The sequence below is a fragment of the Kitasatospora sp. NPDC032757 genome (assembly GCF_055579305.1).
Map to the genome: position 1 here is coordinate 13096 of NZ_JBVINN010000055.1, position 22483 is coordinate 35578.

The following is a 22483-nucleotide window of genomic DNA, read 5'->3' on the forward strand; positions in this document are numbered from 1 at the left end:
TGACCGGTTGGAGGCCGGCCGTGCGGCTTCGTATCGTCGGGCCGGCGGCCGCGCTGGCGTTCGCCCTCACCACCGCAGCGGCCGGCGGACCAGACGTCAGCGAGTAAGGAGAACGCCAGATGGCGAACGAGATCAAGTACGGCGATCAGATCCACCGGGCTGGCAGGGCGGCTACCTCGACACCATCAACAACCACTCCCTGGCAGGTCTGAAGCACTACGTGGCCACTTCGGACACCCCCACCCGTGCCACGGGCACGGGCACGGGCACGGGCACGGGCACGTGGGAGATCCTCTCCGCCTCGGGCAAGGCCGCGGGCCAGCCCGTCCTGAGCGGGGACCTGGTCCACCTGCGCAACCTCTACGCCGGCGACGGTGGCTACCTCGACGCCGTCAACCACGCCACCACCGTGCAGCAGAGCGGCGGCGGCAAGTACGGCGTGGCCACCGCCCAGTCCAAGGACCGCACCCCGGGCAGCGGCCGGTGGCGGATCTTCGCCCAGACCTCCGCACCCACCGACCAGAACGTCCGGGCAGGGGACACAGTGCTCCTGTGGAACACCTACGACGACAACGGCGGCTTCCTGGAGATCAACCAGAACGCCGCGGCGGACACGGCCGGCGACAAGCACGACGTCTGCACCAACGCCTACTTCAACCGCAGTGACAACGTCGCCGACTGGAAGCTCCTCAAGGCATAACCCCGCCCCTGCAGTCCCTGCGCCACGGCCGCGCGGGCGGGAGCCGCGCCCCCGCCCCCGCGGCCTGCATCACCGCTCCGGGGGCGACCGTCCCCGGCCTGGACGACGTCGATGCCCGCGGCCGCGAGCGCGCGGCGACCGTCTCGTCCTACAGCTGCCGGTCGCCGTCGGCCGGGCCGGCGTCCGCACCTTCGGCACCGGGGGTCGGTGGAGTGAGTCCCGGCGGGGTGGTGCTGGTCGCGCATCCGGTACCCCTACACCGCCGCCCGGCCGGCACCGGCGGGCAGGACCGGAAGCGGCCAGGCCGGATCCGGCGCCCAGGGGCGCCACGGGTCGGCGAACGGGCCGGCCCGTTCCTGGAGGAGGCCGAGGGCGCGCTCATGGGCCTGCTCGACCGCTCGGTGGTCGGCGTCGGTGATGAAGCCAAGGCGGCGGCCGTGCGCGTACTCGTCCTCGTCCTTCCACCGCCAGGAGGACGATGAAGCCTGGCAGAAGCTGCTCGATAGCGACCCCGAGTCCACCCTCGCGGTGCTGTCCCAGCATCTGGAGGGCGACAGCGTGGCTGCTCCGGTGGCCGTGTTCGGGAACGAGGCCTCGTTGGTGGTGCTGGTTCCCGACGCGTCCGTGCTCCCCGGCCGGATGCCTGGGGTCACTCCGGCGCGCCCCCGCCCGTCCGGGCCGGTCGTAGGCTGGACGGGAAGACAGCCCGCCTGGTGCGCCAGTCGGAGTCCGGCGGACACGCGCTCAGGTTCGGCGCGGTGCCTGGGCGGGCCCAGGGACCAGCGCACGTGGTCGGTGGCCCCGGGAGACGCCACTTGCTGTCAGTGGATGAGGTGGATAGTGAGCGCCGTATCCGTGGCGTTGACGTTATCGGCGTGGATGTAACCGCGGGCGGTGCGGAAGGACCCCGTGCCTCCGGTGATCGCGAAGTTGATGTCGCCGGGGCCGGCAGCGGTGACGGTGAACCTTCCCTGGAAGGTGATCTGCCCCTGGAGCAGGGACAGGGAGCCCGCGCACTGGAGGTCGAACTCGTCAAGGGGGGCGGTTCGGGTGATTGTGCAGACCTCGCCGAAGTTGCCGACCGGTGCGCTGCCGGAGATGAGATCCCCACTGACGACGATTTCGTCCCCTTGGCTGGGCCCGGACGACTGGTCCACATCGATGTTGCTGATCTGGGTCTGCCTCGCGACCAGCTGCACGAAGTCCTTCGCCCCGGGCTCGGGCGCGGGGCCGGTACTGCTCGAAGCCGACGCCGGGGAAGAGCAGACAAGGAGGGCAGCCAGTCCGGCTGCCGCGCTCAGACTGACATGCTTGAAGTGACTCACGCTGTGTCTCCTGTAGGGCCAAGGAAAGGGTCCACTGACCATGTGTCATGTGGTGTAACCGATTTCCAGGATCAGCCTCAGGTAGATCGCGTGGCCGCGCGACCGGCACCTACCATCCAGGTGAAACGGACAGGAGCGCCGGCCGGGCAGCCTGTCATGCGGTGCCAAGCCGTCAAGTTGGTGGCCGGGTGGAGCGTGGGGCGGTCGAACAGAGCTGATCTTCGTACGCCAGAATCACGGCATGGCGATGGCACGGCACTGGTACTCCTCGGCTCCCGTTGTCGGCCTCCCGCTGCTGGGCGAGCCCGGATTCTGGGCCGCGCACCTGGTCGACCTGTGCGAGGGCGAGTCGCCGGAGACCTTCGGCGTGGACGCCGGTGATGCCGGCGCCATGCTGGAACGCCTGCACGACAAGTCGGCTTGGCCGATGTTCACGGTCCCGCTGGGGGACGGGTTCTCGATCGTCGTGCACTACAACAGCGGCGAGGAGTGCGCGAGCACGGACTACTTCCTGGTCCACCCGGGCAGCCCTGATGCGGTCCTGGCCAGCACGGATCAGGACCGCACGGGTCCGGGGCTGTACTGGCCTGAGCTCACCGCGATCCTCCCCGCCCCGGAGGGAGCGGCCGGGACGCCCTGATACGCCTGGTCCGCGCACTGCCGGACCCCCTGACCGGGCAGATTCGCGTGCTCGGCGTTGACGACTTCGCCCTGCGCAAGGGCCACCACTACGGCACAGTACTGATCGATATCGAGGCCCGCCGCCCGGTCGAGGTGTTACCGGACCGGTCCGCCGACGCCCTGGCCGACTGGCTTACCGAACACCCTGGCGTCGAGGTCGTCTGCCGCGACCGCGCCCGCTACTACGCCGACGGCGCAGACCGCGGCGCCGGCACTGCGACGCAGGTCGCGGACAGGTTTCACCTATGGACGAACCTCGGCGAGGCAGCCGAGCGGCTGGTCACCCGCCTGCGCCCACAGTGGGCTCCGCCCGCACCGGAGAAGATGGCCAAGGGCATGGGGCACAGCCAGATCGTCGCCGAGCTGGGCCTGGACGCGAAGACGACACGGAAGTTCATGCGGGCAACCACCGCCGACGAGCTCGTAGGCGCGGGGCCGACCGGCGGTCGGCAGACCAGTCTGGACGGTCATGCCGCCTACCTGATCGCCCGGTTCAACGAGGGCTGCACCAGCGCCGACCGTCTCCACCGCGAACTCGCCCAGCGCGGCCTGACCGTCAGTGAACGGACCGTCCGTCGCTTCATCCACCGTCTGCGCGACAACGCCAAGCCGAGCACCCGACCGCCGGCCCCCAAGGCCCGCGAAGTCACCAGGCTGATCCTCACCCATCCCGACAACCGCCCCGAGGCCGACCGAGTCCTCCTGAAGGAACTCCGCAACCTCTGCCGCGAGTGGATGACGCCTGCGATCTCATCGCCCGATTCGCGTCAATCCTCCTGAACCGGCGCGGCCAGGAAGAACTCGAACAGTGGACTTCAGACGCCGAAGCCAGCACCCTGCCCGAACTGCGACGCTTCGCCACCGGCCTGCGCAAGGACTGGGACGCGGTCATGGCCGGCCTCACCCTCAGCTACAGCTCCGGCGCGGTCGAAGGTCACGTGAACCGCATCAAGATGCTCAAGCGCCAGATGTTCGGCCGAGCGAAGCTCGACCTCCTCCGGAAGCGTGTCCTTCTCTCGAGATGAGGTGTCAGCGCCGTTCTGTACTCTCCGGAGCTGACTGTCGTAATGGACGAGGAAAGGGATGTCCGTGCAGATCGCCGGGCTCGACCTGTACGTGAACCACCCGGTCATCGCGCTGGGATCCTCAGAGTGGATCCCAGCATCCCTCGCGCTCGGCGGTCGGCCAGCTGCAGCCTGTGAGACCCACTTGGTCGTGCGAGTACAGCCACAAACTTCCCTGGTCAGAGTGCGGATCTTCCATGCCGACGCCGAAAGCGTCACCGGCCCCGGCCTCGGGTTCACCACCGTGTTCGACGGGCCGCTCATGCTGCCCGACGGAAGGCTCGTCGTCGGGGACGTCATGGGGCAAAGCCGATTCGCGACCAGCCTGCTGGGACCAGGCGTCCACCGTGTGCGCGTCGACGTAGACGATGCCGTTGAGCACGCACATGCCGTCGACGTCACCGTCGCGCGGGACTCGTAGGAGGTCGGCCAGCGCACCAAATCACGGAACTCGCGCCAGAGCCAGTCTGCCGTGTCCGCTGACAGGCTTTCCCCAGAGACCGCCTGCGGTACGACGGGTTCGTCGTAGGTCGGAGAAGGGCCCTCGGAAGGACCTGGCCGACCGGGCCGACCAGCTTCACACCAGCAAACAATCGACAAGAACCCCCGTCAGAGTGAACTTGCGACTACACCAGTCCTGCGAGGGAAGTGGCCTCCCAGATAGTCCCCATACGGAAGGAACCAAGCCGTGCCACAGAACGACCCCAGCCAGGCATTGTCCGGGACGAGTCAGACAGAGAACCTCGGATTCCTCAGTAGTCCCCCTACTCGGGCTCTTGTGACCGCCGTCGACGGGGCCAAGGAGGGTGATCCCATCACCAGGGAGTTGAAGGTGCTGGCCAAGGAAGCCATGGTGGTGCTCCGGCAGGTGTCCGGGGAGTAGCCCGCACCCGCGCGTGCCCCGACCGGGCGGCCGGGGCACGCCGTTCAGCGGCCGTGGCTGCCAGGCTGCCTTCGGAGGCCGCCACCACCGCGCAGGCCTGCTTGGCCAGGCGGCCGCGACAGCGGACACCACGGGCGCCCAGAAAGTCGGCTCCGGTGGCCAAGTAGCGGGAAAACTCTGGCCATCTACGGTGCACAGTCACAGTGGGCTTTACCCCGAGTTGTGGACACTTCTGAGAAGCGGATCTTCGGGTCCGTGGAGAGGATGTCCTCATGGGTGCTGCGAGGTACTCGGGGGAGTTCAAGCGGGACGCGGTCGCGCTGGTGGAGTCCAGCGGGCGGCGGATCCCGTCGGTGGCGCGCGAGCTGGGCGTCAACCCCGAATCGCTGCGCCAGTGGGTCCAGCGCTCCCGGGCGGCTGCCGGCGCGTCTGGTACGGGCGATGAGGGCCCGATGACGGCGGCGGAGCGCGAGGAGCTGCGCCGGCTGCGTAAGCAGGTGCGTGAGCTGGAGCTGGAGTCGGGCTCTGGCCGGGGATGCCGGGCGGGGCGGCCGAGTACACGGTCCAGGCTTGCGCGAAGTACGGCAAAGCCCGGTCCGTCTACGTTCCCGAGGACGCCGTCGCGTCCGCCGACCTGTTCTGCCTGCTCGAGCGTCCGGACATCGCCCGCAGGGCGGCCCGGATCCTGGAGCGCAAAGCCCGCGACCTGTTCGTGGTGGGAGAGGTCGATGTCGTCGGCGGCCGGGTGAAGGGCGTCCTGGACGGTGTCATGCGCGAGTTCCAGATGTCGGCCATGGACGCCAAGCTGCGGCGGATCACCGTCTACGAGGGCGAGCTCGGCTTGGAGGCCCTGACCTTGTTCGTCTGCCGCGGCGGTCTGATGCCGGGGGCGGACGCCTGGAAGGGCTACCGCCACCGGGCCTGGACACGCATGACGAACCTCGCCGACCGAACCACGCCACTGCTGCCGGCTCGACGCTGGCGCTGACACGACCTAAGGCACACCTACGCTCTGCGGCTTTTGACCTATCTGGAGAACATCACGGACGGCGAGGAGCCGGACCAGCAGGCGCGCCGCCGGCGGCACCGGTCGTACTTGACCGGACACATCCGGCACAACCCGCTGCTGATCGTCAGCCGAAGACTCGGTCACGCGAATCCAGAAACCACCTACGAGTACCTCCAGTACACGGACGACCTGATCAACGAGTTCGAGGCCGTGGGCGGCCAGGCCCCGACAGAGCGGCCCACCATGAGCGATTCGAGGACGACATGGCAGGGTCCAAGTCTCGCAAGTGGGGCTATGTAGCCGGGCTGGAAGGGACGTTGGCCGCCCGCAACTCCACTGACGTGTGGCCGCATCGGTCGGTGGCCTCCCATCCGAACCTCACATGATCAGACCGGCTCTTCATCACCCTGCCGCCGGGCGGAGGCGCCAGTGGATCCGGGGACGCGATCCCTTCAGCAAGACCGTGCCCTGCCTGGGGGAGCAAGGATCGCGACGTACCGGCGCGCTGAGGCTGGCCACCTGACAGCGTTGGTGCGGCTCGCCCCGTCAGGTGGCCACGGCCATGGCGCTGAGGAGCAGCGCGATCAGCAGCAGTCCCTGAACGGTGGCGGTGACCGGTCGGCGGACCATGGCAGCTGTCGTAGCCGCTGCCATCAGGAACAGGGACAGGCCGCCGCCGATCAGGGTCATGACCTCATGCTGGGTACGACCTTCTTGCTGCCCCATCCAGTTCCAGCTGGCTGCATACCACGCGACCAGGGTGAGAGGGATCTCGATGAGCACTAACTGATCGTTTCAGAATGAGTTGAGCCGCTGGTCTTGTGCTGGTTGATCTTGTTCGGCATGGTGTCCGGGTGCGTGCTGATCTTGTTCCGGACGACCTGTGGGAGCGTGTGGCTCCGTTGCTGCCGCCCGCTCCTGAGCGGCGCCACCGTCACCCCGGACGGCTGCGCGTTCCCGACCGGGCCGCTCTCGCCGGCGTCCTGTACGTGCTGCGGACCGGTGTTGCCTGGCGCGATGTCCCGGCCGAGACAGTGGGCTGCTCCGGGGTGACGGCCTGGCGCCGACTGCGGGACTGGACCGAGGCCGGCGTCTGGCCCCGCCTGCACGCCGCCCTGCTGGCCGAGCTGCGCCGCGCCGACCTGCTGGGTCTGGACGACTGCGCCGTGGACGGATCGCACATACGAGCCCTCAAAGGGGGGCCCACGTCGGCCCCTCGCCGGTCGACCGCGCCCGCCCCGGCTCCAAGCACCACCTGATCGTCGACCGCCACGGAACGCCGCTCGCCGTCACGCTCACCGGCGGCAACCGCCACGACGTCACCCAGCTCCTGCCGCTGCTGGACGCGGTTCCGCCGATCCGGGGACTGCGCGGACGCCCCCGCCGCAAGCCGCGGCGCCTGTACGCCGACCGGGGCTACGACTTCGACAAGTACCGCCGCCTGCTGCGCAAGCGCGGCATCACGCCGTTGATCGCCCGCCGAGGCGTCGCCCACGGCTCTGGGCTCGGCAAGGTGCGTTGGGTCGTCGAGCGCGCCTTCGCCTGGCTGCACCAGTTCAAACGGCTCCGCATCCGGTACGAGCGACGCGCCGACCTCCACCAGGGACTACTTGAACTCGCGTGCTCGATCATCTGCCTGCGGCGTCTTCGAACGGCTGCCCCAAGCCGGCAGTAGACGCCAGGTGCCGCCCTCGGTGTCCGCACCTACAGCAGCAGCGAATTGAAGGACTTGCCCGGATGGTCCAGGCTGTGGCCCCAATGCCGACCTGCCCTCTCAAGGATCTTGAGAACTGTCTCGCGATCCTCGGCGCGCTCCTGCAGCATGAGGGCCGACCGCTCGATGACGATCAGGTAATGGTCAGCGGGCGCCCACCCCATGTCGCGAAGGCAGTCCGAGAGGGCGTTCCAGTTCCAGCCGAAGTAGACCGGAAACCGCAGACGGGCACTCATCTGTTCGAAGAGTCCTTGCTCGTCGCCCATCTCGGCACCATCAAGCCAAGCCACGTAGCTGGTCCCTGACGGCGGCAAGGGGAACGAAGAGCGCCGGGCTCCCTCCTCCAAGATGTGCACCCATGGCGCCTCGCCGGTCCAGTAGCGGTCCACTTTCCCCATCCAAGGCATCCAGATTGCATTTGCCACGATAGCTGGACCGCGACGATCAACCGCATCGCCGAGGCGAGCGTCCCGAGCCCGCCAACGAGAGTGAGGGCCAACTGCACCGCTGCCCCATGAGTCCCGCACCCCCGCCGTCCCTTCCAGCCGGCCACCACGTCATTCTGAAACGATCAGTAAGAGGACGGCGATCACGATGTCGCCTGCACGACTCGGCTTGCGGGGGCCAGTGGCAGTCATGCAGACAGGGTGCCGCCCACTCGGGTACGGCACATGAGTACGGGTACTCAGAGGTCGCTATCCCAACGGGTGGTCCGGGTCATGGGCTTTACCCCCGCCGGTGCGGTGTGGACAGGCGCTGATCGTGCCCCTGCCAGGGAAGGCAGAACAGCGATGAAAGGGGTGGCCCGCGCTCGGGCCGCCCCTTCGCCGTTCCCGCCCGGCCGGAGATCGCGTTGCCGGTCAGGTTGACGGTGGTCTCGGAGCCGTTGAAGAGCAGGATGAACGCCATCACTCCGCCTCGTCCGATGACAACGACGACCACGACCAGGACAACGGGCAGCCGTCCCGGCCGGGCCGGATGGCGTTCCGGCGCGGCGCGGCCTGGCCGAACGGCTCCACCGCCCGGCTGCGCTCGGATGTCCTCGGTGCGCTCGGCGTCCTCAAGGTCGCCACTGTCCATAATGCGGCGGCTACACCGGGCCTCTGCCCGCGGCGGGCCGCCCATGCGAGATGTGGACTCGCGATCTCAAGCGTTCGCTCCAGCCGCGTCAGGCAGCTGTTGAGGCGCGCCGTTCTTCGGGGCTTCGCGAGCGACAGTGCTTCCCAGGCCCAGCGCTTGGCTCGTGATCGACACCATGTCTCATGAGACATGGTGAGCGCGAAGAACAGGTCCACGCCATGTAGCCGAGGTCTTCGAGGGGATCGCCGGGGGCGGCGGTGTCGAAGTCGATGAACGCGACCGGAACGCCGTCGTGCGAGAACACCGTGTTGTTCGGCCCCGGGTCGTGATGGCAGACCACGGGATGCCGGCCGGCCAGGGTGCTGCCGCGCGTCGCCTCGTGGAAGGCGCGGAGCAGGGACCCGGCGGCGCTCACCTGCGGGTCGGTCCAGTGCTGGAAGCGGGCGGGCACTCGACCCGGGAGGTAGCTGAGGATCTGGCGGTCGGCCTCGTCGAACCCGAGATGGCGTGGGGCACCGGTGAAGCCCTGCCGCTGGAGCTCACCGAGCAACTGGGCGACGAACGCTGACGACGCGGTGGCCGGTCGCCGGACGGTGCGGCCGACCCGGACGACGCCGGGAGTGATCCGCCCGCCGGGCAGCGGTACCTCGTTCTCCATGGTGCCCATCTTCTCGTGCCCGGCACCGGCACACGGGAGCGAAGCCGCGGAAACTTCCCTTGTCGCGAGGGGTGTGCTCCGGCAGGCGGTGCGCCACGATGACGCGATGGACGACACCCAGGCGATGGTCGACTTCCTGCGCGACAAGTACCGCGACCGCATCCACACCACCGAGAGCATCCACAGCGCCGTGGTCACCGGCCGCATCCCCGCCCTGGACGGCGACCGGCGCAAGCACGCCGGCCTCACCCTGCAATCCGTCCACGAGGCCCAGTCGATGCTGGAGCTGTTCGAGACCACCATCGTGGCCCACCTCGGCACCGCCGGCCCCATGGGCGCCATCGCCGACCAGCAGCTGCGCATCCTCGCCCGACCGTTCCTACTAGCTACAGCCGACGCGGTTCCCCCAGCCGGCCGCACGGGAATGAGCCGGACATGGACGAGGACCAGGAGCAGGCCGGCCCGGTCGACGCGGCGCGCGCCCGTGAACTCACCGAGCAGCTGCGCACCGCGATCGAGGACGTCCGCGCCGCCGTCCTGGTCCTCGCCCGCCGGGTCCGCGCCGCCCACCAGGCCCGGGTGTGGACCGTGCTCGGGCACCCGTCGTGGCCGGCGTACGCGCTCGCCGAGTTCGACATCGGCCGCTCGACCGCGTACCGGCTGCTCGACCTGGCTGCCGTCGCCGAGGCGATCGAGGACACCGTGCAGCGCGAGCTCGGGGTGTCCCACGCGTGGGACAGCACCGACCTGGTCCTGCCGGTGCGCGCGGTCGTCGACCTCAAGGGCCACACCGCGGAGCTCACCGGCCTGATCGCCGAACGCCTCGCCGACGCCCACCAGGCCGCCGGCGGCGCCGTACTCCCGGCCGGAGCGGTCGCAGGGATCGTCGCCGCAGCCATCGCCGAGGTGCGTGCCCGCCCCGACGTCCCGGCCGCCGAGCTGGAGACCGGCCCAGCCCCGGACGGCATCACCACCGAGGCCTGGCGCCGCCACGTGAGCGCCGGCCGCGACCTGGTCGCCCAGCAACGCGCCGCCCAGCACCGCATCGGCATCCTCGCCCTGGAGACCGTCCCCGCCTACATCGGCGACCGCCAGGCCGTCGAGGTCCTCGCCCGGGTCGCCAACGACATCGGCATCACCACCGAGGAGATCCTCGCCTGCCGCCGCTACGCCATCTCCGGGGACACCGGGCGATGGACGGCTGGTAGCAGCGGCTTCCGGTCGGCGGCTCAGTCCTCGTCAGGGGTACGTATGTCAGTCTTCCGGAAGGGTCACGACGATCTGGCCTTCGTCGTTGACGCCGTGGATGGCGATGCGGCTGCGGTCGAACTTTTCCCAGTCGCAGCGCAGCCGGAAGACCTTGTGCGCAGGGATCGCGGCGACGTCCTCGGTGGCGGTGAAATCGCCTTCGCCGAGCAGGAGCAGGACCGCCTGGCGGGCATCGTGGGGGTCGCCGTCGATGACGCGGGCCAGACGCTGCAGGCTGGTGGTGACCTCCTCAATGCGGCGCCCGTCAGGTTCGAACAGGGCGATGATCTCGAACGAGTCCTCGGAGTAGATGAGGCTCATCCGCAGCTCGCGCTGAATCTGCTCCTCCTCGACGCTCAGCGGCAGGACCTCGCTCGGGAACGGCAGTGGGCTGGCCGGGTGCAGGCGCAGCACTCCGGCGTCGTCCGGGATCTCGTGCAGCACCTTCGCCGCCACCAGCAGGGTGATGACGTCGTCGATGGTCTCCAGCGGCGGCAGGCCGTACTGCGCGGCGTAGCGGGTGACGTCGGCGATCTGGCCGGGCAGGGCCTCTGCGGCTTCGGCGGCCGTTTCTTCGTCGTACTCGTCGCCGGTATCCCAGCAGGAGTGGGTGAGGAGGCCGGTCGGGTTAGCCTTCGTGGCGACGAACGGGCCGAGCTCTTCGCGAGTGAAGGGTGCGCCCTCCATGGCGGCGCCGATGAGCAGCATCATCGTCACCTGGGGACGGATCCGGGACCAGCCTCCCCGGGCGGTACGGCGCAGGTGCTCCCCGCCCATCTCGTCGTCCGTCCAGTCCATCAGCGAGACCGTCTCGGCCATGGCTCCCCCAAGATCGTTGGTATGCCGTTTGGCTGTAGGCTACGCCGCCGCTGGCCCGCTCCCGGACCGCACCGGCTACCCCCGTCTGCGAATACGGGTCCTCATTTGAGGGTCGATCTATGAGAAGGTCGCCAATCGCATTCGATGCGAATACGCGACACTCGGCACCGGCGACGCACCCGCGCTGCTCTGGAGGCCGCTGAACAGGCACGTCAGGCTCGGCGGGGTGCTCTGTTGACGGTAGCGCATCGGCAGTGCCGCGCTCCTGTCCTTCACTCCATCGAGCGACTGAGCTGGGGAAACGCTTCGCCATCGCATCCGATGCGAAAAACTCGCGTCTGATGCGATGAGCGGAGAGTGATGGCACTGCCAGGGAATCCACCGCCGGGAGCGGCGCAACTGCACCTGATCAGCGGGTTGCCGATGCTGCGGCCGGAGGAGCAGGTCTTCGATGCGATGCTGGCCGGCTGGCGCAACCAGCAGCTCGCCCGCAACCTCTCGGTCGGCTACGTCGAGGACCAGGAACGCCGCGTCCGGGCGTTCGCCAACCATGCGAACACCATGCCCTGGGACTGGGCGCCGCAGCACTTGGACGAGTGGTCCGCCGACCTCCGTACGATCCACGGCTGTGTGCGCGGCACCCTGCGGAACTACCAGGGCTCGGTGCGGCAGTTCTGCGACTTCCTCACCGACCCCGCTTACGGCTGGGCAGAGGAGTGCCTGGGCAGGTTCGGCACCCACCCGATCCAGGTGGTCTACGAGTGGAACGCCGCCACCCACCGCGACGAGGCCGAGGGCGAGCCCGAGCGGCGCGCCTTCACCCGGCCCGAACTGGAGGCGTTCTTCGACCACGCCGACGACCAGGTGCTGCGAGTCCGTAGCAACGGCCGCAAGGGCTGGGTCCCGGCCTTCCGCGACGCCACCCTCTTCAAGACCGCCTACGCCTATGGCCTGCGCCGCAACGAGACCCGGATGCTCGACCTCACCGACTTCGGCCGGAACCCCGAAGGCCGCGAGTTCGGCGAGTACGGCACCCTGCTGGTGCGCTATGGCAAGGCGAAGAAGGGTTCCCCACCTAAGCGCCGCAGCGTGCTCACCGTCTGGCGGTGGACCCCGGACATCGTGGACGAGTGGGTCAGCGAGGTCCGGCCCGGCATGCGGCACTGCGGCGGGCCAGCCCTGTGGCCGTCCGAGCGAGGGCAGCGGGTCTGCGTCCAGCGCCTGGACTCCCGTTTCTCCGCCTACCGCGACGCGCTCGGCCTGGATCCGGCGCTGGAGTTTCACTCCTTGCGCAGGTCGTACATCACCCACCTGCTCGAAGACGGCTACGACCCGCTCTTCGTCCAGCAGCAGGTCGGCCACGAGTACGCCTCCACCACCGCGATCTACAGTTGCGTCTCCTCCGACTTCCGCACCCGCACCCTGCGCCGCGCTCTCGACGCCAGCATCGAGGCAGCGCTACTGCCCGCCAGGAGCTCCTGATGGCCCGCCGGATCACCTACCTCTGGCGGCTGCGCGAACTGATGGCCACCCGCGGCATGTTCACCGTCACCGAGCTAATGCCACACCTGGCCGAGCGCGGGATCGCACTGTCCGCGTCACAGGTCCACCGCCTGGTCTCCGGCACGCCCGAGCGGCTGTCCCTCCCCTTGCTGGCCGCGTTCTGCGACATCCTCGACTGCACCCCGGCCGAGCTGATCATCACGTCCGCAGAGAACCTCTCGGCCAAGCGCGCCGTCGGCGAGTCGGCACCGATCGACTTGACCGCCCGCCGGCCCAAGCGCGTCAAGCTCACCGAGAACTGACCCCGATGGTGAAGCCACCGCCCCGCCCGGGGCGAACTTGTAACTGCTCCCGCTGCGGCCGGCGGGCGCCACGGTCGGTCCGATGGTCCGATGGGTCGATCTGCCGCACGTGCTACCGCCACGCGGTCCGCACCTACGGCCACTGCCGAAGCTGCCAAACCGACCGGCTCCTGCCCGGCCGCGACGGCAAGGGCCGGCCCATTTGCCGGGACTGCGCTGGCATCGCCCAGGTATTCACCTGCGCCCGCTGCGGTTTCGAGGGAGACCTGTGGGGCCGGCTCTGCGAGCGGTGCACGCTCGCCGACCGACTCGTCTACCTCCTCGGCGACGCCGAAGGCCGGGTGGCTCCGGATCTTCTGCCCGTCGCCGAAGTGCTGCGCGACACCGACCGTCCGCGCAGTCGGCTGGTCTGGCTCCGCAACCGCGGCGCGACCGAGCTTCTGCAAGCCCTGGCTGCCGGGACGATCCCGCTGTCCCACGAGGGTCTGCAGAAAGCGCCTGGTTGGCGGACAGCCACGCTGCTACGGGATCTGCTGATGGACAGCGGTGTCCTTCCCCGCGTGGACCGACAGATCTTCCTCTACGAGCGATGGCTGTCCGAACAACTCGCGGCCGTCGCGGATCCCGAACACCACCGGCTGCTGCAGCACTTCGCCACCTGGCGCCTGCTCCGCCAGCTTCGCGAGACCGCAGAGAAGCGGCCCCTGGGAACATCGCAGGCGAGCCACGCCCGCCGGCAGTTCAACGAGGCCCGGGACTTCCTCACCTGGCTGGCCAGCCGGGGCCGTAGGCCGGACCGGTGCCGCCAGGAGGACCTGGACGCCTGGCACATCGACTCGAACCACGCCGCAGCATCGTTCCTGCGCTGGTGCACGGACGGCGGCCACATGTCGAAGTTGAGGCACGTGCCGCAGGCCGTCGGCAGCAGGAACGCCTCGCTCGACCACGCCGCGCGGGCAGCGGATCTGCGGCGCGTCCTACAGGACGACGGCCTGCCGCTCCGCACCCGGATCGCGGCGGCCCTCGTCCTGCTCTATGCCCAGCCCGTCACCCGGCTCGTCCGGCTCACCACGGACCACATCTCCGACGACGGCTCCACCCTCACCATCGCCTTCGGCGATCCGCCATCCCTGCTGCCCGAGCCCGTCGCCGACCTCGTCCGGTCGCACCTCAACGCCGAGCGACGGCTGCACCGGGCCAGTCCCCGAAGCGCCCACTGGCTGTTCCCAGGCCGCCAGGCCGGGCAGCCGATGAGCCCGGGCGCTCTCCGCGAACACCTACAGGCGGCCGGGATCTCCCCCAGGTCAGCCCGAGTTACAGCCCTTCGGCACTACCTTCAACACGCGCCGCCGCCGGTCGTCGCCAAGGCCCTCGGCTACACCGAGGCCACCACCGCATACGTCGCCACCGAGGTCGGAGCTCCGTGGAGTCGGTATGCACAAGGCGACCACGCAATCTCGACGGCCGCTCTAGTCAGGCCGACCTATTAATGATCGACGCGTCGGAAAACATCTCGCTAATGCTGGGCCGACGCCGAGCAGCACGCCGACTAGGAGATCTACTGCCAGACTGCGCTTGAGTTTGTTCTTGATCACGATCGGGCGATACTTCGGGATCAAGGTCGAGCTCTGGCGACGCTTCAAGATCGACGGGTATCAGTCGACCGTCTTGTTCAGGGGCACCCTCAGCGTCCCACGGGGGTTTGTCTGCCATATGTATCAACCCTTAGGCCTGGTCCCTGTGCTCCTCTGTGATGAGCGAGGGTCTAGAAAACGTATCGCTAATGCTCGGGCGAGGCTCAGGCTGGGGTTCAAGCGGTTGAGGACTGACCTGCGGTTGCGACTCGTCGCCATGGCTTGGCTCATCTGTCATGATTTCAGTATGCCAAGATCGAAGCCGTAGACAACACGAGTCCTAGGCTTAAGCTCGAGAGACTGATCACCCAATACTTAACCTTCTCCTTATGTCTGGATTCGTTGGCTCGAAAGACATCCACGCGCGTGGAGGCTAGCCTAATTAGCACAAATGCCTTCGATTCCATTGCATACTGATCAACAATCTGCTTGGGCTCAAGATCTTTGTAGGCGGAGACGCGAAATACGCGCAGCCCACTTCCTACGGAGACCGCGTACGCCAGAAAGGCCAATCCGCCGAGCACGGGCTGAAAGTCTCGGGTAGCCCGGAATTGCGCCGCAGTGGCCGCGAAGCCGACGAGGAAGATGGCCTTCGTGTCAACCTTTGCGCTGGAGTCCACCTGCCGAGCTAGCCGCGCTGCCACCTCGGCATTGATTAGGTCCAGGGTGTCGACCTGGCGTTCCACCTCTTCTGGCGTCATGAACGTCATGTTCAGCTCCGATGGAGCGGTCCGCCAGCCGCCTCGCCCCGAGGGGGGCGTTGGTGCACCTCAAGTGACACTGGAGGTAGGCGGGCAGCGGCGGGCACTCGACGGCCATTTCTTACCGATCGATGACGCAGAGTGACGACTGATTGCCGTCCTTGGCGAATACGCGACTCGTCAACATGCGCGCCTACCAGTCAACCGCCGCAGCTCAGAAGCCTGCGGCGGGGCCGCCAGCCAGGTCAGATCTGCCGGTCCGGGTCGGAGAACGTCAGGCCGCCGGGGGCGAGCGGGCGGCGGGCCGGGGCAGGTGCGGCCGCTGTCTCGCCGGGCGGCTGGCGGAAGTCGGCGCCTTGCTCGACCGGCAACAGCCGGCGGCCGCCCGTCTGGGCGGGCACGGGGGCGTCGGTGGCGGGCTCGGAGAAGGCGGGCAGCGAGAGGCTGCGACGGTCGGTCATGTTATGGGGGCCTTTCATTCGTGTCCGTTGTCCGCTGATGCCCGGTGTTGGCGACGGCGCTCGTCGAGGCTGGTGACCCCCTCGATGCTCTGGAGTCTGTCCTCCAAGGCGGCCTTGTCCAGGGTTAGCTGGCGGATCGCCTCGGCATAGATCCTGACCTGCTTGCGCAGGTCGGTGTTCTCGCGCCGGAGCCGGTCCAGGTCGTCCTCGCGCTTGGTGGTGTCCTTCTCGGCGACTGCCGCAGTGCGCCGGGCGGCGAGCTGAGCCTTGAACCACTCGATCAGGTCAGGGTAGTTCCGGTAGAACGTCGCGGGCGTGATGCCGAGCTGCTTCTCGACGTTGCTGACCGTGGCGCGACGGCCGTTGGCCTTGCTCTCGTCGAGTTCGGCCTCCATCGCGCTGCGGACCTGCTCCTCGTTGGGCAGCGGGCGGTTCATGATGCCTCCGACGTGACGTCCTGGCCGGAGTCGGGGGTCTCAGCGAGGAAGTCAGCGATCTCTTGTCGGCGGGCTTGCAGGCGATGGCGGACGAGCGGGGCGAGTTGGTCGCCCCGGACGAGTTCACGCTCGTAGGCCGCCAGGGCGTACGTCACCCTTGCACCTGCAGGGGTCTGCCGACTGCCGCAGCTCGCCGGTACAACCGGACCTCGCCTTTCCTGGACGACCAGCGGCATGTCCCGACTGCACGGGACGGGGAGTGCTGACCTTCGGCCTGGTCACTTCTCTGAACTCTGGTTCGTGCACAGCTGGGGTCAGCTGCGCATAGGTGGTTGTGCCGCTTTGCACCCTGCGCCAGCAGGGGGTGCGCCGTACGCACGAAGGACGCGGCTCGTCCTGTTGGGGGTTGGCCCGCTGTCAGAGGGTGTTGGCAAGATCATCGCCATGAATGACATACGTACCACCCCACCACGGCCGGTCGACATCGCCGCGGTCTTCCCCGCGCTGGCCCCGCTGGCCCGCCCAGCGGTCCGGTTGCACCCGCGTCCGGGCTCTCCCACGGTGCACGACAGCTCGATCGGCGGGCCCCTGCTGTGGCCCGCACAGGAACCCTGGCGGTACTGCCTCATCGGGCACGAAGGCCTCCACCCCCTGGTGCCCGTGGCCCAGTTGTACGCGCGGGACATACCCCTGCTGCAGCCACCCGGGCGGACCGACCTGTTGCAGGTCCTGTGGTGCCCTTCGGAGCACGATCCGGACTCAAGCATTCCGATCGAGTTGTCCTGGAGGACCGCCGCGGACGTCACCGACGTGCTGGCCGCGCCGCCCGAGCCGTTCGACGCGGACGAGGACTTCTACGTGCCTGATCCCTGCGTGCTCGCGCCGGAGCAGGTCACCGAGTACCCCGATTTCCTGGAACTCCCCAAGGAGCTGAAGCAGCAGATCACGGACCCCGCGCCCTGGCGGGCGGCGGGCATCTCGGTCGACGATGCCTACCCGCAGGAGCTCTATAGCCACGCCCTGTCCCACGCCCCCGGCTGGAAGATCGGTGGCTGGGCCCCCTGGGGACTCACCGACCCCGTGCCGCGGTTCTGCGTGGCCTGCGGTACGGCGATGACGCCTCTGCTGACCATCGCCTCGTCCGAATGGCACCGAAACAGCACGAGCTGGATCCCGAACGAGGACCGGGCCCCCGGCGCATCCGACGACAGTTGGTCCAATCCTCCGGACATCACGGTGCTGGACGCCAACCACCTTCAGCTGTACGCCTGCCCGGCGAGCGGAGGCCACCCGCACACCGTCCTGGTCCAGTGAGGAGCTGCGGGAGGCCCGAAACCGGGTGAAGTCCGCACACCTCCGCCCGGCCGGGCTGTCGGGTACATCGCAGCAGTGGGAGTAGCGATCCCCCGCGGCCACGCCTGGCCCGGCTCCACGCTCCGCGGCAGCCGGGCCAGGAACTCACGGTGCAGCTGGCCTACGTCTTGCGTCGGCGGCCGCCGGTGTGGGCGAGGGCGTCGGCGAGCTGGTCGCAGGCTACATCTGGCAGACTTCCTCACCCGCCGGCTCTGGTAGGGGCTTCAAGCGCCGCGACCGATCAATTACTCTTCGTGACTGTCATGCTTGGCCGCTCTCAATATGCAACTCCGCAACACGCGAGCCCACCAGTCAGCCGTCGCAGGTCGGCACTCGCCGGTGATGGCCCGTGAGTGCGCGTCTCGGGTCCGGCGGGCGCCTGTCCGCAGGCTACCGGGCCGCGGTCGGCGGGCTGGGGATTTGTACCCGCCGCAGGACAATCGCGCTACCCGTGGTGGTAGCGATCAGATCTGCCGGTCCGGATCGGAGAAGATGAGGCCGCCGGGCGAGAGGCGGCAGCGGGGCCACGGCCAGGGCGAGGGTGGCGACGGCGGTCACCATCGCTGTCCGGGTCAGGCGGCGCAGGCGGGGCAGGCGCCGCAGGGCGGCGCAGGCCGGGCGGGCGGACGTGGCGGAGGTGTGGGGCATGGCCACCTTTCGGGGGAGGGGAAGGCCGCAGGCACGGCCGAGGCCGGGCGCGTAGCTCTGTTCACGGGAACGGGCAGCACTTCGACGTCGGTTCAGGAGGCAGTAAGCGGTCGCGGCTGGGCCGGAATGCAGGTTCTGACGGCGGCCAGGCCCTCGGCGGCCTCCAGGAAGAGCGGGCCAGCGTGGGGCTGCTCGATGAGGGCCTGGGCGTGGTAGAGCGCGTTCTCCAGGACGGCGGCCGGGGCGCGGATGTGGCGCAGGGCGGCGAAGGCGTCGGCGGCCTGCCCGGCGGGCCGCAGGGCAGGCTGTGGGGCGTCCGGGGCGAGCCGGTGGGGCCGGACGGCGGCGAGGTCCGGGTCGGGGCGGGCGGTGCCTCCCGTCGCGGGGCACCTCTTCAGGGCCGCCGGGGCCGCGGCCTGGCCACCGCTCGCCCTGCTCGTTCTGGCCGCTGTTCCCGCCCCGTCCCGTTCGTCTCGTTCGTCCCGGCCGCAGTCGTCGGCAATGCGGGCCAGTCGGAACGGCGTCGAGGCGGGGCCGCAAATGCCCCGGAAACACATCGGAATGCCCGCCGGCGGCTGGCACAGTCGGCCGCCTTCACCGACTGCGCGTCGATGATCCCCGCGGTCGGCTCCGATCACGGCCCGCTTCCTCGCGGACCCGGTCTCGCAGCCGGTCGTGGAACTCGGTGACCAGGCCGTGGTTGCGCCAGCGCCGGAAGAAGGTCCGCAGACATCGCCCGTTCCGTGTCGCTCATGTCGGACGGATACCTCGGACGCCTGTGCGGCCGGTCACCGGCGTTCCCCAGCCGGTGAGCACTGAGCAACGGCCTCTAGCAACGACAGGCGCGATGCCAACGTCACGGCCCTATGCCATGCTCACGTCCTGTCAGACAACCGTGGGGGGATCTGTGAGCGGAACAACTGCCCGCAGTGCGGCGAGATCGATCAGGTGCGCAGCGTGCCGAGTGTTTACCAGTCGCAGACCAGCCGGTACTCCGGGACGAGCACTGGCTATTCGTCCGGTGTGGCGTACGCGAGCGGGGTCGGTGTGGTGCCGGCCTACGGTCGGTCGACCGTCCACACGTCGGGTGTCTCCGCAACTCTGCTGGCGAGGCAGATTGCTCCGCCGCCCCGACCCCAGCTGGCCAAGGCCGGTCTCGGGGGCGAGATTGCTGGCGCGTTCTTCCTGGCTTTGGTGTTCCTGCTGTTCCTCCTGCCGCCAGTGCTGTCGTCCGACGGACACGGGCTGCGGGGCTTCCTGCTGGCATACGGCCTTCTGGGCGGACCTCCTCTGATCGCGGGGGTGGCCATGGCTGTCAAGCGCTCCAAAGGAGAGGAGCGGCTGCGGCAGGAGTTCGAGGAGTACTCGGCGATCCAGCCGTCGCTGGCCGCGGCCTGGAAAGCCACCTATCTCTGTCAGCGTTGCGACGTCGCCTTCCTGCCCGACGGAGAGTTCGGCATCAGCCCCGCACCGGTCGTGCCGGTGCGCGACCTTCATGGCCTCGTCGCCGTCACCGCCGCTCACCTGCGTGACGAAGCCTGCTGACCCGATCGCCCGCCGGGGCAGACGTGAGGTGTCCTGACGGGATGCGGCTGGCTATCGCGGTGGGCGCTTCGCACGCGCTTCCCTCGCGCTGCGGCGTCAGAACGGCGGCTCCTCGTGCCAGATGCCATACGACGGCGCGGGCGGCCGGGGAGCGTGCTGTCGGAGGACGGCCACGGTCTCGTCGATGCGGCCGAGGTCGATGAGGCGGGGGGCGTCCCTCCCTCGCCCCTTCCAGAGGGCGAGGAGCCCTGCCGACAGGACCGGCGGGATGCGAATTTCGCGGAGCGGGCTCAGAGGCTGTGTCTGCACTCATCGCCAGCGGCACTCCCGGCCTGGGTAGGCCGGGAGTGCCAGGTGTACGGGGTGGGTCAGCCGGTGACGGTCTCGGCGTGCCGGGTGAGCGCGTCCAGGAGCGCGGTCTGCTGCTCGGTCAGCTTGCCCTCGGTGCGGGCCTTGGCCTGCTTGCGCAGCCACGTGCCGGGGCGGAAGGCCGGGTCGTCGCCGAGGCCTGTGCGGTTGGCGGGGCCGTCGAGGGTGCCGCCGGCCTCCAGGTAGGCGAGCAGGCGGCGGTAGGAACGGTTCCAGTCCGGCTCGAGGCGCCACAGCTCGTCCAGCGCGGTCAGCTTGGCCACCTGGTCGGTGGTGAGGTTGTCGGCCTTGCGCTGGCGGCGCATCCACGCGCCCACCGCGTAGTCGTCGAGCTTCGCGGTGGCGGGGATCGCGAGGTGGCCGTGCTGGTGGTGGAAGGCCTTCGCGTAGGCGTAGCCTCGTTCCCAGGCGTTGGCGTTCTTCGACCAGATCATGCCGAGCGCGTCCAGCTCGCTGACGCGGGCGGCGTCGAGCAGGCCCTGGCCGTGGAGGTGGCGCTGGCGGGCGAGCCAGGAGATCAGCTCCGCGTGCTTCGCCGTGTCGGTGGGGTCGAGGTGGCCGTGCTCGATGTGGAACCTGGCTGCGACGGCGTGCATGCGCTGCCACTCGACCGCCCGCGGGTTGAACGCTCGCAGCTTCACCGTCTGGAGAATCTGCGCCGCGTGCTGCTTCGCGTTGATCCGCAGCCACTCGATCGGCGACTCCACCGGCGCCGCCGGCTGCTCGCTCGCCCCGGCCTCGGAGGCCGCCGTGGTCGTGGTGGTGTGCGCGGTGCCCTGCGAGCGGCTGGCGCGCAGTTCGGTGATCCGGCCGACCACCCGGGCGTCGTGCGCGGCGAGGGCGCGCAGGACCCGCCAGATGGTGCGGAAGCTGGAGGCCTCGATTTCGGCGTCGGCCTCGGCCTTCACGGCCTCGCCTGCGTCGTGGACCTCGGCCGGGTCGGCGGTGGCGGTGTCGTCGCCGATCTCCGGTGTCGGCAGGTAGACCGGGATGATGACCCAGGAGACCTTGCCCTGCCGGTAGGACTGGCGCAGCGCCCTCCCGACGGCCTGGACGATGTCGATGACCGAGCTCTTGGGGTCCGCGAAGCAGATGGCGTCCACGGCTCGGACGTCGATTCCTTCCGACAGGAGGCGGGCGTTGCAGAGGATGCCGCACTCCTCGCCGTCTTCGCCGGTGTGGGCCTTGAAGTCGGTGAACGCGGCGCGGCGGTCCTTGAGACGGTCGGTGCCGGCCACGGCCTTCGCCCAGATCCGCTCCGGGCGGTCCGCGTCGGGCAGCAGCTCGGAGGCGTCCAGCAGGCTGCCGGCGAACTCCCGTGCCGCCGACACGCGGGAGTGGAACGTGATGACCCTCCTGAGCCCGAGGTCGGCGACCGCGCGCAGCACCGCGATCTGCAGGGCCAGGCGCAGCAGTTCCTCGTTGCTGCGTTGGGAGCGGAGGTCGGCGACGGCCGGGAGGTTGAGCAGTTCGCGCAGGTCCTCGTCGGTGACGACCGGTACGAGCACGCGGTAGTCGGCGAGGTAGCCGTGCTCGATGCCCTGGCCGAGGGTCCAGGTGAACACGGTTTTGCCGTAGATCTCCTCCGAGTCCATGGAGCAGAGCGCGGGCAGCTTCTCGGTGTCAGCGAGGTCGGCCAGGCCGTCCTTCGCGCGCCGGTCGTCGGCGATCCTGGGGGTGGCGGTGAAGTACAGACGGCGCTTCGCCGCGACCTGGGCGTCGTCGTGGATCGCGGCCCACGCCTTCCCCTCCGCGCCGGCAGTGCGGTGGGCCTCGTCGATGACGACCAGATCCCAGGCCGGAAGGCCGAAGTCGCGGTGCGCCTGGACGATCCGCTCCAGGCTCGCGTAGGTGGCGTACACGGTGACCGGCTCGCCGGGCTTCTCGGCGGCGACCAGGTCGGCGATCCGCGGGGCCTTGGTGGTCACCTGGGCGTGGACGCGGCCGCCGGCCTCCGCGCTCTCCAGCGCCTCCTCCCGCGAACACGCCGCCACCGCCAGCCCTCGGCGGCCGCCCTTCGTGGACCAGGACTCGGCGGTCTGCTCCAGCAGCTCGATCGTCGGCACCAGCACCAGCACCCGGCCCCGCGCGGCCACACGCCGGGCGCAGCCGGCGGCGATCAGCGTCTTGCCCGAGCCGGTCGCCGCGACCACCGTCGCCCGGCCGCCGTCCTTCACCTCGCGCACGGCGGCCGCGACGGCGTCCTTCTGGAACCAGTGCAGCGGCAGCGGATTCGCCACGGCGGTGCCGGACGGCTGTGCCGGGAGCGGCGGTACGGCCTGGGCGCGCAGAGCGGCCGGCACGCCCTGCTCGGCGGTGGCGGTGGTGGTCTCCACGGCGGTGGTTCTC

At 69.4% G+C, this 22483-nt stretch carries 26 protein-coding genes and 1 pseudogene; 14 read left to right on the forward strand and 13 right to left on the reverse strand.

Annotated features, from left to right (window positions below; all coding sequences use genetic code 11):
* Positions 1 to 220: 220 nt before the first annotated feature.
* Positions 221 to 700 (forward strand): hypothetical protein, encoded by a 480-nt coding sequence (locus tag ACZ5WK_RS36550; RefSeq protein ID WP_465554266.1) that lies wholly within the window; start codon positions 221 to 223, stop codon positions 698 to 700.
* A gap of 254 nt (positions 701 to 954) precedes the next feature.
* Here the strand turns inward: ACZ5WK_RS36550 and ACZ5WK_RS36555 are convergent, their stop codons facing one another.
* On the reverse strand, positions 955 to 1353 hold the full coding sequence (locus tag ACZ5WK_RS36555; protein WP_465554268.1) for a hypothetical protein: 399 nt from the start codon (positions 1351 to 1353) through the stop codon (positions 955 to 957).
* A gap of 168 nt (positions 1354 to 1521) precedes the next feature.
* Positions 1522 to 2025, reverse strand: a complete 504-nt coding sequence (locus ACZ5WK_RS36560; RefSeq protein ID WP_465554270.1) for an allene oxide cyclase barrel-like domain-containing protein — start codon at positions 2023 to 2025, stop codon at positions 1522 to 1524.
* A gap of 241 nt (positions 2026 to 2266) precedes the next feature.
* Here ACZ5WK_RS36560 and ACZ5WK_RS36565 point away from each other — a divergent pair, with 241 nt between their 5' ends.
* The 7 genes and pseudogenes from ACZ5WK_RS36565 (at position 2267) to ACZ5WK_RS36595 (ending at position 5962) form a co-directional block, all read left to right on the forward strand.
* Positions 2267 to 2665: a hypothetical protein gene (locus ACZ5WK_RS36565; protein WP_465554272.1), complete on the forward strand. Its 399-nt coding sequence runs from the start codon at positions 2267 to 2269 to the stop codon at positions 2663 to 2665.
* Positions 2666 to 2712: 47 nt separating this feature from the next.
* Positions 2713 to 3486 carry a transposase gene (locus tag ACZ5WK_RS36570; RefSeq protein WP_465554274.1) on the forward strand — a complete coding sequence of 258 codons (774 nt, stop codon included), beginning with the start codon at positions 2713 to 2715 and terminating at the stop codon, positions 3484 to 3486.
* Entirely contained in the window at positions 3438 to 3731 is a 294-nt protein-coding gene (locus ACZ5WK_RS36575) for a transposase (RefSeq protein ID WP_465554276.1), read from the forward strand. Before ACZ5WK_RS36570 ends, ACZ5WK_RS36575 begins: the two co-directional genes overlap by 49 nt.
* 58 nt (positions 3732 to 3789) lie before the next feature.
* Positions 3790 to 4191 (forward strand): hypothetical protein, encoded by a 402-nt coding sequence (locus tag ACZ5WK_RS36580; protein ID WP_465554278.1) that lies wholly within the window; start codon positions 3790 to 3792, stop codon positions 4189 to 4191.
* Between the two features lie 734 nt (positions 4192 to 4925).
* Positions 4926 to 5141, forward strand: a pseudogene (locus ACZ5WK_RS36585) (transposase); the annotation flags it as partial.
* A 47-nt stretch (positions 5142 to 5188) separates the two neighbouring features.
* The gene (locus tag ACZ5WK_RS36590; RefSeq protein ID WP_465554354.1) at positions 5189 to 5641 is read left to right on the forward strand and encodes a hypothetical protein; all 453 of its coding nucleotides are present in this window, start codon (positions 5189 to 5191) and stop codon (positions 5639 to 5641) included.
* A 33-nt stretch (positions 5642 to 5674) separates the two neighbouring features.
* Positions 5675 to 5962: a hypothetical protein gene (locus tag ACZ5WK_RS36595; RefSeq protein ID WP_465554280.1), complete on the forward strand. Its 288-nt coding sequence runs from the start codon at positions 5675 to 5677 to the stop codon at positions 5960 to 5962.
* 246 nt (positions 5963 to 6208) lie between these two features.
* Here ACZ5WK_RS36595 and ACZ5WK_RS36600 read toward each other — a convergent pair whose 3' ends face one another.
* Positions 6209 to 6445 carry a hypothetical protein gene (locus ACZ5WK_RS36600; RefSeq protein ID WP_465554282.1) on the reverse strand — a complete coding sequence of 79 codons (237 nt, stop codon included), beginning with the start codon at positions 6443 to 6445 and terminating at the stop codon, positions 6209 to 6211.
* A 71-nt stretch (positions 6446 to 6516) separates the two neighbouring features.
* On the opposite strand from ACZ5WK_RS36600, the gene ACZ5WK_RS36605 reads away from it, so the two are divergent.
* A protein-coding gene (locus tag ACZ5WK_RS36605) for an IS5 family transposase (protein ID WP_465554284.1) occupies positions 6517 to 7337 on the forward strand; the annotation gives its coding sequence in 2 pieces (ribosomal slippage) (positions 6517 to 6856 and positions 6856 to 7337; 822 coding nt in all).
* A 29-nt stretch (positions 7338 to 7366) separates the two neighbouring features.
* On the opposite strand, the gene ACZ5WK_RS36610 is transcribed toward ACZ5WK_RS36605, so the two are convergent.
* From ACZ5WK_RS36610 to ACZ5WK_RS36625, 4 genes are all read right to left on the reverse strand, one after another.
* Positions 7367 to 7774: a barstar family protein gene (locus ACZ5WK_RS36610; RefSeq protein WP_465554286.1), complete on the reverse strand. Its 408-nt coding sequence runs from the start codon at positions 7772 to 7774 to the stop codon at positions 7367 to 7369.
* A gap of 328 nt (positions 7775 to 8102) precedes the next feature.
* Positions 8103 to 8285 carry a hypothetical protein gene (locus ACZ5WK_RS36615; RefSeq protein WP_465554288.1) on the reverse strand — a complete coding sequence of 61 codons (183 nt, stop codon included), beginning with the start codon at positions 8283 to 8285 and terminating at the stop codon, positions 8103 to 8105.
* A gap of 259 nt (positions 8286 to 8544) precedes the next feature.
* On the reverse strand, positions 8545 to 10155 hold the full coding sequence (locus ACZ5WK_RS36620) for a phosphotransferase family protein (RefSeq protein WP_465554290.1): 1611 nt from the start codon (positions 10153 to 10155) through the stop codon (positions 8545 to 8547).
* A gap of 213 nt (positions 10156 to 10368) precedes the next feature.
* Positions 10369 to 11181 carry a DUF6042 family protein gene (locus ACZ5WK_RS36625; RefSeq protein ID WP_465554292.1) on the reverse strand — a complete coding sequence of 271 codons (813 nt, stop codon included), beginning with the start codon at positions 11179 to 11181 and terminating at the stop codon, positions 10369 to 10371.
* A 360-nt stretch (positions 11182 to 11541) separates the two neighbouring features.
* Between ACZ5WK_RS36625 and ACZ5WK_RS36630 the strand changes: the two genes are divergently transcribed.
* From ACZ5WK_RS36630 to ACZ5WK_RS36640, 3 genes are all read left to right on the forward strand, one after another.
* Entirely contained in the window at positions 11542 to 12663 is a 1122-nt protein-coding gene (locus ACZ5WK_RS36630) for a tyrosine-type recombinase/integrase (RefSeq protein ID WP_465554294.1), read from the forward strand.
* Positions 12663 to 12986: a helix-turn-helix domain-containing protein gene (locus tag ACZ5WK_RS36635; protein ID WP_465554296.1), complete on the forward strand. Its 324-nt coding sequence runs from the start codon at positions 12663 to 12665 to the stop codon at positions 12984 to 12986. The genes ACZ5WK_RS36630 and ACZ5WK_RS36635 overlap by 1 nt, the downstream gene beginning before the upstream one ends.
* A gap of 341 nt (positions 12987 to 13327) precedes the next feature.
* Positions 13328 to 14476 carry a hypothetical protein gene (locus ACZ5WK_RS36640; RefSeq protein WP_465554298.1) on the forward strand — a complete coding sequence of 383 codons (1149 nt, stop codon included), beginning with the start codon at positions 13328 to 13330 and terminating at the stop codon, positions 14474 to 14476.
* Positions 14477 to 14862: 386 nt separating this feature from the next.
* Here the strand turns inward: ACZ5WK_RS36640 and ACZ5WK_RS36645 are convergent, their stop codons facing one another.
* The 4 genes from ACZ5WK_RS36645 to ACZ5WK_RS36660 form a co-directional block, all read right to left on the reverse strand.
* Complete coding sequence (locus tag ACZ5WK_RS36645; protein WP_465554300.1) at positions 14863 to 15330, reverse strand: hypothetical protein; 468 nt, start codon at positions 15328 to 15330, stop codon at positions 14863 to 14865.
* Positions 15331 to 15566: 236 nt separating this feature from the next.
* Positions 15567 to 15782: a hypothetical protein gene (locus ACZ5WK_RS36650; protein ID WP_465554302.1), complete on the reverse strand. Its 216-nt coding sequence runs from the start codon at positions 15780 to 15782 to the stop codon at positions 15567 to 15569.
* A 14-nt stretch (positions 15783 to 15796) separates the two neighbouring features.
* Positions 15797 to 16219: a hypothetical protein gene (locus ACZ5WK_RS36655; protein ID WP_465554304.1), complete on the reverse strand. Its 423-nt coding sequence runs from the start codon at positions 16217 to 16219 to the stop codon at positions 15797 to 15799.
* Complete coding sequence (locus tag ACZ5WK_RS36660) at positions 16216 to 16374, reverse strand: hypothetical protein (protein ID WP_465554306.1); 159 nt, start codon at positions 16372 to 16374, stop codon at positions 16216 to 16218. The genes ACZ5WK_RS36655 and ACZ5WK_RS36660 overlap by 4 nt, the downstream gene beginning before the upstream one ends.
* A 289-nt stretch (positions 16375 to 16663) precedes the next feature.
* Here ACZ5WK_RS36660 and ACZ5WK_RS36665 point away from each other — a divergent pair, with 289 nt between their 5' ends.
* Positions 16664 to 17533, forward strand: coding sequence for a hypothetical protein (locus ACZ5WK_RS36665; protein WP_465554308.1), 870 nt, complete (start codon positions 16664 to 16666; stop codon positions 17531 to 17533).
* Positions 17534 to 18312: 779 nt separating this feature from the next.
* On the opposite strand, the gene ACZ5WK_RS36670 is transcribed toward ACZ5WK_RS36665, so the two are convergent.
* Positions 18313 to 18777 (reverse strand): hypothetical protein, encoded by a 465-nt coding sequence (locus ACZ5WK_RS36670; protein ID WP_465554310.1) that lies wholly within the window; start codon positions 18775 to 18777, stop codon positions 18313 to 18315.
* Between the two features lie 466 nt (positions 18778 to 19243).
* Between ACZ5WK_RS36670 and ACZ5WK_RS36675 the strand changes: the two genes are divergently transcribed.
* Positions 19244 to 19765 (forward strand): hypothetical protein, encoded by a 522-nt coding sequence (locus tag ACZ5WK_RS36675; protein ID WP_465554312.1) that lies wholly within the window; start codon positions 19244 to 19246, stop codon positions 19763 to 19765.
* A gap of 368 nt (positions 19766 to 20133) precedes the next feature.
* On the opposite strand, the gene ACZ5WK_RS36680 is transcribed toward ACZ5WK_RS36675, so the two are convergent.
* Positions 20134 to 22470 carry a helicase associated domain-containing protein gene (locus ACZ5WK_RS36680; RefSeq protein WP_465554314.1) on the reverse strand — a complete coding sequence of 779 codons (2337 nt, stop codon included), beginning with the start codon at positions 22468 to 22470 and terminating at the stop codon, positions 20134 to 20136.
* Positions 22471 to 22483: the final 13 nt, after the last annotated feature.